The organism is Streptomyces muensis, from assembly GCF_021474425.1.
Classification (GTDB): Bacteria; Actinomycetota; Actinomycetes; order Streptomycetales; family Streptomycetaceae; genus Streptomyces; species Streptomyces muensis.
Genome location: NZ_JAKEIP010000239.1, coordinates 1 through 12,864, shown reverse-complemented (window position 1 = coordinate 12,864; position 12,864 = coordinate 1). Strand labels below are relative to the sequence as shown.

Genomic DNA, 12,864 nt, shown 5'->3' with positions numbered 1-12,864 from the left:
CCCCCCAGCCGTCGAAGACCCCCACGCCCACTCCGACACCGTCCGCGACCCCGTCGGCATCGCAGCCCACGACCACGAGCCCGTCCCCGGCCGACGGCTCGTGCTACTCCAACCCCTACTCCTGCTCCTGGGGCGGCCAGAACGGCTGGTCCGGTGGCGGGTACGGGGGCTATGGCGGCGGATACGGCGGTGGCGGCCGGCGCTGACCGGCCGGTTCAGCCGCCGGTGCCGGGCTGGACCACCGTCAGACGCACCGACGACTCGTTCCCCGCCACCGGCACCTCACCGGCTGTCCACGTGACCTTCAGCGGATCCCGCTCGTCGGGCGGCGTCACGAGCAGCGCCGCAGGCAGGGCCGTACGGGCCCCGCTGATCTCGGGACTGGCGAAGGACAGCCCGGCCCAGGCGCTGCGGCCCGGGGCCAGCGTGACGGTCGTGGGTGTGTCGGGGGAGCGCTTCGGGTCCGGTCCGAGTTGCCTGCCGGAGGCGTCGACGAAGGCGGCGCCCGGGTAGCCGCGGACCGTGCAGGTGCGGTCGGCCGTGTTGGTCAGCACGATTGGGAAGTTCCGCTGTCCGGCCCCGGGGCTCGGGCGCCCGATCGACGCGCGCAGTTCGGAGGTGTGACAGCGTGGCGCGGCGGCCCCCGACTGCGTCACCGGGCTCTCGGTGTCGGGGGTGCCGGGGCCGGGCGTGCCCGGCTCGGTGGCCGGGCTCCCGGTGTCGGTCGCGGCCGGTCCGGTCGTACGGCTGTCCGTGGCGGCCGGTGTCCGTGCGGCGCCCGTGGAGTCGGCGCCGTCCGCGCACGCGGTCAGCAGGCCCGCCAGCGCGACGGCGGTCACGAGGGGAGTCGCCCGGTGTAAGGCGTGGAATGTCCGTGCACGTCCCATGTCTGTGACGAATCCCCGTTTTCCCGCGGAGTACGCACTCGTCGTACTCACTGCTCGTCGAGGAGTCCGATCTCGGCCCAGATCGTCTTGCCGTCCGCCGTGTGCCGGCTGCCCCAGCGCTCCGTCAGCTGGGCGACCAGGAGCAGTCCGCGGCCGCCCTCGTCGAAGATCTTGGCGCGGCGCAGATGCGGTGCCGTGTGGCTGGTGTCGGACACCTCGCAGATCAGCGTCGACGCGTCATGGATCAGCCGCAGCCGGATGGGGTGGATGCCGTAGCGGATGGCGTTCGTGACCAGCTCGCTCACCACCAGTTCGGCGGTGAACGACGCCTCGGTCAGGTTCCAGACGCCGAGCTGCTCCAGGACCTGCTTGCGGATCGGTGCGACGAGCGCCGGGTCCGCCGGGATGTCCCAGGTCGCGACCCGGGAGGACGGCAGCCCCAGCGTGCGGGCCAGCAGCAGGGCCACGTCGTCCGCGGCGCCGCCCGGCGGGAGCAGGGCGTGCAGCACACGGTCACACGTCTCGTCCAGCGAGTCGGAGAACCCCGACAGCGCCTCGCACAGCAGCGCGTGGCTGGCGTCGACGTCACGCTCACGGGTCTCGATCAGTCCGTCGGTGTAGAGCGCGAGCACCGTGCCCTCGCGCAGCTCGACCTCGGCCGACTCGAACGGCAGCCCGCCCAGGCCCAGCGGCGGCCCGGCCGGCAGCTCGATCTCGTGGGGCGCGTCGCCGGGCGACACCATGACGGGCGCGGGGTGGCCGGCCCTGGCCATCGTGCAGCGCCGGGAGACCGGGTCGTACACCGCGTACAGACAGGTGGCGCCGACCTCGCCGGAGACGCCGTCGGTGCCGGCCTCCTCGGACAGCCGGACGACCAGGTCGTCGAGGTGGGTGAGCAGTTCGTCGGGCGCGAGGTCGATGTCGGCCAGGGTGCGCACGGCGGTACGCAGCCGGCCCATCGTGGCCGAGGCCTGGATGCCGTGTCCGACGACGTCCCCGACGACCATCGCCACCCGCAGCCCGGACAGCGGGATCACGTCGAACCAGTCACCGCCCACACCGGAGCGCGCCGCCGGGAGATAGCGCGAGGCCGCTTCGAGCGCGGCGGTGCGCGGCAGGGTGCGGGGCAGCAGGCTGCGCTGGAGGGCGAGGGCGGTCTCGCGTTCGCGGGAGTAGCGGCGGGCGTTGTCGATGCAGACGGCGGCGCGGGCCGTGATCTCCTCGGCCAGCAGCACGTCGTCGGGAGTGAACGGCTCGGGGTTCTTGAACCGCGTGAGCACGGCGACGCCGAGGGTGGTGCCGCGGGCCTGGATGGGCACCGACATGGTGGTGTGGATGCCGTACTCCTGGATCCGCTCCGCGCGGGCCGGGTCCCAGGAGAGCCACTGCGCGAGGTCGTCGGTCGAGGTCGAGGCGACGAGGGTGTGGCCGGCCAGCAGCGCGTCCGCCTGCGGTGACGGGCTCGGATAGACGTCCACGTGTCCCGGCTTGACCACGGCCTCGGGGCTGCCGGCGTTGACGGACCGGTGGGCGGTGCGGCGCAGGGTGAACGGGGCGGTGAGTCGGCCGGTGAGCGCCTCGCCGCCGTGCTCCAGCGGATCCAGCAGGTCGACGCTGACGAAGTCGGCGAGCGCCGGGACGACGATGTCCGCCAACTCCTGGGCGGTGCGTGTGACATCGAGGGTGGTGCCGATGCGGACGCTGGCCTCGTTCACCAGCTGGAGCCGCTCCTGGGCCACGTACTGTTCGGTGAAGTCGTGCGCGGCGACGGACACGCCGCGCACCCGTCCCCTGCCGTCGGTGATCGGGGCCATCCGGGCCAGCCAGGCGTGCGTTCTGTCCCCGCCGACCGGCACATACGTCCGCACGTCGGTGCCCCGGCCCGTGGTGAGCACGCGAAGGAGCTGCCGTTCGATGTCGTAGCTCTGGGCCCGGCCCGTCAGTTCGGGCGCCCGCAGCCCTCGCACATGTTCCTCGGAGAGGCGGAGGACCTCCGCCATGACGCCGTTGATCCTGCGCAGCCGCAGCCGCTCGTCGTAGATCGCGATGGCGCACGGCGAGGCGAGGAGCCCGACCTGGTCCAGTGGATCGTCGGGCAGCCGCGGCTCGTCCCCCTCCAGCGGGGTGACCACGAGCCAGCGATACGGCCCCGGGCCCTGGGGCGGTCTCAGCCGGTGGGCGAGGAGCCACACGGATACCGTGCCCCCGTCGCGTCGGCGCAGCGTGAGGATGCCGTCCCAGCGGTCGCCCTCCGGGGCACCGCGTCCGCCGCCCTCGGCCAGCAGCTCGGCGGCCGGGCGTCCGACGACCTCGGCGGCCCGGTGGCCCAGCAGCCGCTCGGCGCCGGCGTTCCACTCCACGAGCACGCCGCTGTCGTCGATGACCGCCCGGGCCGTCGCGGCCTCGTCGAACGGATACTCCGGGCTCATGCTCGCCACTCCAACGCGCACACTCACGGTGATCAAGCGTGACACTCGCGCTCCAGCCTAGTGCGTCGGCGCCCCGGCGACCCGTTCGGTACGGGAACTCCAGGGCGCACTCTTGACCGCTGCGCGCCCTTCACCGTCAGAATCTGTTTGTTCACGATCAGTTGTGAGTAGTTCTGGGCCCTGATGAGGGAGAGCCGCCATGACAGTCACTCGAAGATCGTTACTGCTCGCCTCCGCCGCCGCCCCGGCCGCCGGAGCGCTGCAGATCACCCCGACGGCACAGGCCGCGGAGCTCGCCGGTACGTCCGCCGCCGCGTCCGGCCGCCGCACGGTCCCGCTGCGCGACGGCTGGCGCTTCGCCCTGGTGAACCCGGGCGGCATCACCGACCCCACGGGCGCCTACGCCGATGCCGCCGAGCCCGGCTACGACGACTCCGGCTGGCGCGAGGTCGCGGTGCCGCACGACTGGAGCATCGAGTCCGCCCCGACCACCGAGCACGGCACCACCAGCGGCACCGGCTTCTTCCCCGGCGGCCTCGGCTGGTACCGCCTCGCCTTCATCCTGCCGCCCGGCCTCGCGGGCAAGCGGATATCGGTGGAGTTCGACGGCGTCTACATGGACTCCCACGTCTACTGCAACGGCGCGGAGGCCGGCCGCCACCCCTACGGCTACACCGGCTTCGCCTTCGACCTCACCGACCTGGTGCACACCGACGGCGCCACCGAGAACGTCCTCGCGGTCAAGGTGCAGAACCGTCTCCCCAGCAGCCGCTGGTACTCGGGCAGCGGCATCTACCGCGAGGCCCGTCTCGTCGTCACCGAGCCGGTGCACGTGGAGCGCTGGGGGACGTACGTCACGACACCGGAGATCACCGAGGATCGGGGTGTCGTCCGGGTCCGGACCTCGGTGGTGAACGCCTCCGCCGGCGGCACCGACGTCGAGGTCGTCTCCCGGATCGTCGATCCCGACGGCCGCACGGTCGCCCGTACGTCGTCCACGGTCCCCGTCACCGACAAGGCGACCGCGACCCAGGAACTCACCGTCTCCACGCCGAAGTCGTGGGACATCGCCACCCCGGACCACCGCTACACCCTGAAGACCGAACTGCGCGTCGGCGGCAAGGTCACCGACACCTACCGCACCCGCTTCGGCTTCCGCACCTTCCGCTTCGACCCCGACGAGGGTTTCCACCTCAACGGCGAGCACCACAAGATCAAGGGCGTCGACCTCCACCACGACCTGGGCGCCCTCGGCGCCGCCGTCAGCATCGACGCCATCCGCCGGCAGATGACCATCATGAGGTCGATGGGCGTCAACGCCTTCCGCACCTCCCACAACCCGCCCTCCCAGGAGATGATCCAGGTCTGCGAGGAGCTGGGCATCGTGATGCTGGTGGAGGCCTTCGACTGCTGGAGGACCGGCAAGACCCGCTACGACTACGGCCGCTTCTTCGACGAGTGGTGCGAGAAGGACGCCACCGAGATGGTCCTCGCGGCCCGCAACTCGCCCGCCGTGCTGATGTGGTCCATCGGCAACGAGGTCCCCGACTCCACCTCCACCGCCGGACTGGCCATGGCCGACCGGGTCATCGACGCCATCAGGGCCGTCGACGACACCCGCCCGCTGATCATCGGCTCCGACAAGTACCGCCGCCTGCCCGCCAAGGGCTCCGCCGCGGACCTGATGCTGGCCAGGCTGGACGGCCTCGGCCTCAACTACAACACTGCCAAGTCGGTCGACCAGCTGCACGCGGCCTACCCGCACCTGTTCCTGTTCGAGTCCGAGTCGTCGTCGGAGACCTCGACGCGCGGGACGTACCAGGAGCCCGAGCACCTCAACACCGGCGAGAACCACACACCGGGCAAGCGGGCGACCTCGTCGTACGACAACAACCTCGCCTCCTGGACCATGAGCGGCGAGTACGGGCACAAGAAGGACCGGGACCGGAAGTGGTTCGCCGGGCAGTTCCTGTGGTCGGGCATCGACTACATCGGCGAGCCCACGCCGTACGACGTCTTCCCGGTCAAGGCGTCCTTCTTCGGCGCCGTCGACACGGCGGGCTTCCCGAAGGACTTGTACTACCTGTTCCAGAGCCAGTGGATCAGCGAACCGATGGTCCACCTGCTGCCGATGACCTGGAACCACCAGGAGGGCGACACGGTCGAGGTGTGGGCGTACTCCAACGTCGACACCGTCGAGCTGTACCTCAACGGAAAGTCCCTCGGCACCCGGACCTTCGACACCAAGAAGACCGTAGACGGCCGGACCTACCTGGAGACCACCGAGGCGACCGGCGACGACAAGACCTTCACCGACGGCCCCTACCCCGGCAGCTACACCAGCCCGAACGGCAGCGCGGGCAAACTCCATCTCACCTGGAAAGTGCCGTACCGGCCGGGCGAGTTGAAGGCGGTGGCCCGCAGCGGCCGCAAGGTGGTCGCCACCGACGTGCTGCGCACCGCCGGCGCGTCGAAGGCCGTACGGCTCACCGCCGACCGCAAGTCCCTTGCTGCCGACGGCCGTTCACTGGTCTTCGTGACCGCGGAGGTCGTCGACGCCCGGGGGACGGTAGTGCCCGGCGCCGAGGACCTGATCGCCTTCGAGGTGACGGGCGGCTCGCTCGCCGGACTCGACAACGGCCGCGAGGAGAGTGCCGAGCGTTACCAGGCGACCACGCGCACGGCCTTCTGCGGCAAGGCGCTGGCGATCGTACGGTCCGGTACGAAGGCGGGCTCGTTGAAGGTGACCGCGCGTGCCGAGGGCCTGCGGACGGGCAGCGTGACCGTGCGGACGACTCCCGCCCGTTCGGCAGCCCTCACCCCGGCCGCCGAGTTTGGGCCGGACCACCCGAAGCCGACCAACTACCCCCACGCCGACGCCAGTTACTCCGGCCGCCCCGACACCCTCCCCGCCGCCATGCTCGACGGCGACCCGTCCACGGGCTGGTCCAACGGCTTCCTGAAGGCGGCGACGGCACTGCTGCCGGCCTTCGACGGGGCCAGGGCGGAGGACTGGGCGTCCGTGGACTTCGGGCGGGCACGAGCCTTCGACCGGGTGGAGGTCTCGTTCACCGTGGACGCCACACACACGCTGCCCTCGTCGATCGTGGCCGAGGTCTGGGACGGCCGACGGTACACGCCGGTCAAGGGCGCGTCCGTCGACTGGGCCACCGCCTCGGACGCGCCGACCGTCATCACCTTCGACGTGATACGGGGCTCAGGGCTGCGACTGACCCTGACCAGCGCCCACCCGGGAGAACCCCGAGGCGCAATACGCATCAGCAAGCTGGAGGCACCGGCCACCTGACCCAGGTTCTGGTCCGGACGCCGGGCGCAGCCGCGCCCCTTCTTTCAGGGGCGCGGGGCTGTGCTCGATTTGCGGCTCCGCCGCGCGGGCGCGACAAGCCACGACGGCGCCGCAGACGGAAAGCCGCGCGTCCGGACCGTTGACGCACTGTCATGTCGCCAACAAACATAGCTGCGTCCGCCTCTGGGAGCGCTCCCACCGCGAGCGTAACCCGCCCCTCCCCCGAGGAGCCCAGACGTGAAACGACGCAGACTCACCCTCCTGACCCTGACGGCCCTGCTGGCCGCAGGCCTCACCGCACTGCCCGCCGCACCGGCCGGCGCCGAAGAGACCGAGCAGCTCAAGAACGGCACCTTCGACACCACCACCGCCCCCTGGTGGTCGACCACCAACGTCACCGCCGGCCTGTCCGACGGCAAGCTCTGCGCCGACGTGCCCGGCGGCACCACCAACCGCTGGGACGCCGGAGTGGGCCAGAACGACATCGCCCTGGTGAAGGGGCAGTCCTACCGGTTCTCCTTCACCGCGAGCGGATCGCCCGAGGGGCATGTGGTGCGGGCGATCGTCGGCCTGTCGGAGGCGCCGTACGACACCTACTTCGAGGTGACGCCGCAGCTCAGCGTCTCCGGGAACTCCTACGCGTACACCTTCACCTCGCCCGTCGACACCCCGAAGGGCCAGGTCGCCTTCCAGGTCGGCGGCAGCGCGGACGCGTGGCGCTTCTGCATGGACGACGCCTCGCTGCTGGGCGGTGTCCCGCCCGAGGTGTACGAGCCCGACACCGGGCCGCGGGTCCGCGTGAACCAGGTCGCCTACCTCCCCGCCGGGCCGAAGAACGCCACGCTCGTCACCGACGCCACCGGGAAGCTGCCCTGGCAGCTCAAGAGCGCCTCCGGGGCCGTGGTCGCCCACGGCTGGACCGTGCCGCGCGGCACCGACGCCTCCTCCGCGCAGAACGTCCACTCCATCGACTTCGGCGCCTACCGCAAGCAGGGCAAGGACCTCACCCTGGTCGCCGACGGGGAGGCGAGCCGTCCGTTCGACATCGGGACGGCCGCCTACGAGAAGCTGCGCCTCGACGCCGTGAAGTACTACTACACGCAGCGCAGCGGCATCGCGATCCGTGACGACCTGCGCCCGGGATACGCCCGGCCTGCCGGACACGTCGACGTCGCGCCCAACCAGGGCGACGGTGCCGTGCCCTGTCAGCCGGGGGTGTGCGACTACGAGCTCGACGTCACCGGCGGCTGGTACGACGCAGGGGACCACGGCAAGTACGTCGTCAACGGCGGCATCTCCGTGTGGGAGCTGCTGAGCACGTACGAACGCGAACTCCTCGCCCGCACCGGGGAGCCGAAGAAGCTCGGCGACGGCACACTCGCCATCCCCGAGAGCGGCAACAAGGTGCCGGACATCCTCGACGAGGTCCGCTGGGAGCTGGAGTTCCTGCTGAAGATGCAGGTTCCGGCAGGGCAGCCGCTGGCCGGCATGGCGCATCACAAGATCCATGACGAGCAGTGGACGGGCCTGCCGCTGCTGCCGAGCGACGACCCGCAGAAGCGCGAACTGCATCCGCCGTCCACCGCGGCGACCCTGAACCTGGCGGCGACGGCCGCGCAGGCGGCACGCCTGTACAAGCCGTACGACAAGCAGTTCGCGGCGAAGGCGCTGGGCGCCGCCCGCACGGCGTGGGCCGCGGCGCTCGCGCACCCCGACCGGTACGCCTCCGAGAGCGACGGCATCGGTGGCGGCACCTACGCCGACAACAACGTCACCGACGAGTTCTACTGGGCGGCGGCAGAGCTGTATCTCAGCACCGGCGAGAAGGAGTTCGCGGACCACGTCCTGAACTCCCCGGTCCACACGGCCGACGTCTTCATCCCCGTCGGCTACGACTGGGCCAGGACAGCGGCGGCGGCAAGGCTGGACCTCGCCACCGTGCCGAGCAGGCTGCCCGGCCGTGACAAGGTGCGCCAGTCCGTGATCAAGGGCGCTGACCGCTACCTGACCACGCTGAAGTCACACCCGTACGGGATGCCGTACGCCCCCGAAGGCAACCTCTACGACTGGGGCTCCAACCACCAGGTCCTGCACAACGCCGTCGTCATCGCCACCGCGTACGACATCTCGGGTGCCTCGAAGTACCGTGACGGCGCGCTGCAGAGCATGGACTACCTTCTCGGGCGCAACGCGCTGAACATCTCGTACGTGACCGGCTACGGCGAGGTCAACTCCCGTAACCAGCACGCCCGTTGGTACGCCCATCAGCTCGACCCGAGCCAGCCGAACCCGCCGGTCGGCACACTCGCGGGCGGGCCGAACTCCGGCATTCAGGACCCCTACGCACAGAGCAAACTCCAGGGCTGCGTCGGCCAGTTCTGCTACATCGACGACATCCAGTCCTGGTCGACCAACGAGCACACGATCAACTGGAACTCGGCCCTGACCCGGATGGCGTCCTTCGTGGCGGATCAAGGCTGACCCTCGCGTGCTCCACCAGCTCACCGGGCCGCTCGTGCGCGGTGAGCGTGTGGAGCCGCGCCTGATCGAGCGGCTGGTGCACCTCGACGTACTCACCGTGCGGCAGCCGCTTGATCACGCCGGTCTCACGACCGTGCAGCACCAGTTCGCGGTCGCGGAGCTGGAGGCCGAGACAGATCCTGCGGGTCACCACGAACACCACCGCCGGGACGAGGAACACCGCGATCCGGACGATCCAGGTCACCGTGTTGATCGACAGATGGAGCCGGGTCGCCACGATGTCGTTGCCGCCGCCCGCCAGCAGGATCAGGTACAGGCTGATCCAGGCCGCGCCGATCCCCGTGCGGACCGGGCGGTTGCGGGGCCGGTCGAGGAGATGGTGCTCGCGGTTGTCGCCCGTGATCCGGGCCTCGAGGAACGGGTACACGCCGATGAACACGAGCAGCAGCGGGAAGACCACGATCGGGATCAGCACCCCGAGGACGAGCGTGTGGCCCCACAGGGTGATCTCCCAGCCCGGCATGACCCGGACCAGCCCCTCCGCGAAGCCCAGGTACCAGTCGGGCTGGGCGCCGGTGGAGACCTGGTCGGCGCGGTAGGGACCGTAGGACCAGACCGGGTTGATCGAGGCGACCGCCGCCATGAACGTGAGCGCGCCGAAGACCAGGAAGAAGAAGCCGCCCGCCTTCGCCAGGTAGACCGGCAGGAACGGGGCGCCGACGACGTTGCGTTCGGTGCGTCCGGGGCCCGCGAACTGGGTGTGCTTGTGGTACACGACCAGCAGGAGGTGCGCGACGACCAGCGCCGCCATGATGCCGGGGATCACCAGGACGTGCAGGGAGTAGAAGCGGGCCACGATGTCATGGCCGGGGAACTCCCCGCCGAACAGGAACATCGACAGATACGTCCCGACGATCGGCACCGACAGCAGCGCGCCGTTCACGAACCTCAGGCCCGTCCCCGACAGCAGGTCGTCCGGCAGCGAGTAGCCGAAGAGGCCCTCGAACAGACCGAGGAACAGCAGGGACCAGCCGAACAGCCAGTTGACCTCCCGCGGCCTGCGGAACGACCCGGTGAAGAAGTGCCGCATCATGTGCGTGAGCATCCCGGCGACGAAGACCAGCGCCGCCCAGTGGTGCAGCTGCCGGATCAGCAGCCCGCCGCGCACGTCGAAGCTGATGTCCAGCGTGGAGGCGTACGCCTCGGACATGCGGACGCCGTTGAGGGGGAGGTAACTGCCGTGGTACGTCACCTCGTTCATCGAGGGATGGAAGAAGAAGGTGAGGTACACACCGGTCAGGATCAGCACGACGAAGCTGTACAGGCAGATCTCGCCGAGCAGGAACGACCAGTGGTCCGGGAAGACCTTGCGCAGGTACTTCCGGCCGAGGGAGTGGATGCCGAGCCGCCCGTCGAACCAGTCCGCGACCCGCTCCCCTCGGCCGGCCGGCAGCTCCCGGGCGCTCACGCCTCCTCCCGGGGCACATGCGTCAGCTTGTCCGGGTTGCTCACGACGTAGACGCCGCACACCCGGTCGCCGTCCGGTGTGAGATCCAGGACCAGCACGGCGTACGGCTCCCCGCCCTGGAACAGCACCACCGCGTCGTCGCCGTTCACCCGCCGGTAGCGCAGCTCCAGGTGGCCCGCACCCGCACCGCCCTTCCTCCCGTACCCGCCGAAGAACCTCAGCGCCTTGTCCCGGCCGTGCACGGGTCGCAGCGCCGCCGGCTTGCGCTTGCCGCCGGCGTCCGTCCACACGGTGACGTCCGGCGCGAGGACCTCCATGAGCTCGGCGATGTCCCCGCCCACCGCGGCCCGCACGAACCGCTCGGTCGCCTCCCGGCGCACCCGCGGATGCGCCTCGTACAGCGGCCGCCGCGCGTGCACATGCCCCCGCGCGCGATGCGCGAGCTGCCGTACGGCCGCCGGGCTGCGGTCGATGATCTCCGCGATCTCGGTGTGCGGGTACCCGAACACCTCGTGCAGCACGAACACCGCGCGCTCCAGCGGCGACAGCGACTCCAGGACGACCAGCAGCGCCAGCGACACGGACTCGGTGCGCAGGGCGGGGTCCTCGGCGCCGTCGCCCTCGTCGACCGCGACCAGCGGCTCGGGCAGCCACGGGCCGACGTAGGTCTCCCGGCGGCGGCTGATCGCGGCCCGCCGCGTCAGGGCGTGGTTGACGGCGATCCGGACGAGATACGCCCTAGGGTTGTCGACCCCGTCGAGCGGCGCGCCCCCGGCCCGCGCCGTCCAGGACAGCCAGGTCTCCTGAAGGACGTCCTCGGTGTCGGCGACGCTGCCGAGGATGTTGTAGACGACACCGAACATCAGCTCTCGGTGCTCGACGAAGACGCCGGTCGCGTCGTCGGTGACGGGTACGGGGGTGTCGGACATGCGGAGGCCTCCCAGTGCGCGCTCACTACTGCGAGGTCCGGCGGGGGCCGGAATGTGACATCCAGGGGGTGAAATGTGACCCACGTCTCTGGACTTCCTGAGTGCGACAGCGTGCAGGGCACGGCGGTCCATGGTCGCCCGGTACCGGCCTGCATCACACTTGACCTGCACGTATTTACGCTTGAGTACCCGAGCGGTACCGTGAAGCCATGCCAGCTCTCAATGTGGAGTTCAGCGACCGCGAGCTCGAGGACCTGCGGCAGATCGCCAAGGAACGCGGTACGTCGATGAAGGCGCTCGTGCGCGAGGCCGCGGCGGCCGACATAGCCCGGCACCGGGCACTTCAGGAGGGCGCCGAGGCGTTCCGTCGGTTCTTCGCGTCGCACGCCGACGAGTTCGCGGCCGCCTTCCCCGACGACGAACCGTCCGCAAAGGGCGAGGGACGGGCCGCCTGACCGATGGCACCTGTCATCCATATCGACGTGCCCTGGCTGCTGCAGCGACACGAAGAGGTCCTGCCGGACCAGCCCACGGTCAACGACTTCTCCGCGCTGGTCGCAGCCGTCGCCCGCCATCGCGTGGATCCGCCCCGTCTCGGCGTCGACTCCGACCCGGCCTGGCGGGCCGCCGCGCTGCTGCACACCCTGGCCCTGCTCAAGCCGCTGCCCTCGGCCAACGCCCGCTTCGCCTGCGCGTCCGCGGTGGCCTACATGTTCGTCAGCGGCGTCGGCATCGACCCGCCCTACGGCGCCCTCGTCGATCTGGCCCGCGACCTGATCTCCGGCAAGGTCGACGTGTACGGCGCCGCCGACCGGCTGCGCTCCTGGCAGATCTGAACCCCGCCGTCCCGTCCTCACCGTCCCGTCCCCACCGCCCTGGGGCCGCCGACCGAGGGCGGGAGGAACGGGGTCGGCGGCCCATGACGCGCAGGAGAGCCGCCGTCCCTGCGCGGGGCCTTCCGAGAGGGCCACTCCCAGTGGACTACGCCGGCGTGCGCGCCGGGGAGCGCGCGCGGTGGCGCGGCGTGTGCGTGCGTTTCACACGGGGCGCAAGGAATGTCGAAAGCTCGTGGGCTTGCGGAGAGTTGCCACCGAATCTGACTTTCTTTCAAAGGTGCTCATGTTGCCCAAGTGTCTTGTTGGCCCTCCGTGTGCTGTGCAAGGGTGAACTACCCGTGGGGGGTGTAAAAAGGCCGGGTCTCATGCGTTCCGTGAGGAACCGGGGCGGATGGACATGGGCGAATTCTTGCTCCCCCCGCTCGTGCCGAAGAGGTACACACCAAGTCGCTCGGTCCTTTTCGGCGAAGGGAACTTCCGTGTCGTGAGCGTGGGAAGGAATCCGTTCAGTGCCCACCCCCCACGGG

8 protein-coding genes and 1 pseudogene are annotated in these 12,864 nt (G+C 70.6%); 5 read left to right on the top strand and 4 right to left on the bottom strand.

The annotated features are described in order from the left end of the window. Positions 1 to 206, top strand: a pseudogene (locus tag L0P92_RS35240) (hydrolase); the annotation flags it as partial. A 9-nt stretch (positions 207 to 215) separates the two neighbouring features. On the opposite strand, the gene L0P92_RS35235 reads toward L0P92_RS35240, so the two are convergent. Together L0P92_RS35235 and L0P92_RS35230 are read right to left on the bottom strand one after the other, a co-directional pair. Next, a complete protein-coding gene (locus L0P92_RS35235) occupies positions 216 to 839 on the bottom strand; it encodes a DUF4232 domain-containing protein (protein WP_372497384.1) in 624 nt (207 codons plus the stop codon). 95 nt (positions 840 to 934) lie between these two features. Then, complete coding sequence (locus L0P92_RS35230; protein ID WP_234767125.1) at positions 935 to 3,316, bottom strand: SpoIIE family protein phosphatase; 2,382 nt, start codon at positions 3,314 to 3,316, stop codon at positions 935 to 937. Positions 3,317 to 3,515: 199 nt separating this feature from the next. Here L0P92_RS35230 and L0P92_RS35225 point away from each other — a divergent pair, with 199 nt between their 5' ends. Both L0P92_RS35225 and L0P92_RS35220 read left to right on the top strand, forming a co-directional pair. After that, complete coding sequence (locus L0P92_RS35225) at positions 3,516 to 6,623, top strand: glycoside hydrolase family 2 TIM barrel-domain containing protein (RefSeq protein ID WP_234767124.1); 3,108 nt, start codon at positions 3,516 to 3,518, stop codon at positions 6,621 to 6,623. 237 nt (positions 6,624 to 6,860) lie between these two features. Then, complete coding sequence (locus tag L0P92_RS35220; RefSeq protein ID WP_234767123.1) at positions 6,861 to 9,104, top strand: glycoside hydrolase family 9 protein; 2,244 nt, start codon at positions 6,861 to 6,863, stop codon at positions 9,102 to 9,104. Here the strand turns inward: L0P92_RS35220 and qcrB are convergent. Both qcrB and sigJ read right to left on the bottom strand, forming a co-directional pair. Then, complete coding sequence (gene qcrB / locus L0P92_RS35215) at positions 9,049 to 10,572, bottom strand: cytochrome bc1 complex cytochrome b subunit (protein WP_234767122.1); 1,524 nt, start codon at positions 10,570 to 10,572, stop codon at positions 9,049 to 9,051. The two genes, L0P92_RS35220 and qcrB, sit on opposite strands and share 56 nt — an antisense overlap. Then, on the bottom strand, positions 10,569 to 11,501 hold the full coding sequence (gene sigJ, locus L0P92_RS35210) for an RNA polymerase sigma factor SigJ (RefSeq protein WP_234767121.1): 933 nt from the start codon (positions 11,499 to 11,501) through the stop codon (positions 10,569 to 10,571). The genes qcrB and sigJ overlap by 4 nt, the downstream gene beginning before the upstream one ends. 209 nt (positions 11,502 to 11,710) lie before the next feature. Here sigJ and L0P92_RS35205 point away from each other — a divergent pair, with 209 nt between their 5' ends. Both L0P92_RS35205 and L0P92_RS35200 read left to right on the top strand, forming a co-directional pair. After that, a complete protein-coding gene (locus L0P92_RS35205) occupies positions 11,711 to 11,956 on the top strand; it encodes a hypothetical protein (RefSeq protein ID WP_048578995.1) in 246 nt (81 codons plus the stop codon). A gap of 3 nt (positions 11,957 to 11,959) precedes the next feature. Beyond that, a complete protein-coding gene (locus tag L0P92_RS35200; protein ID WP_062715807.1) occupies positions 11,960 to 12,337 on the top strand; it encodes a hypothetical protein in 378 nt (125 codons plus the stop codon). Positions 12,338 to 12,864: the final 527 nt, after the last annotated feature.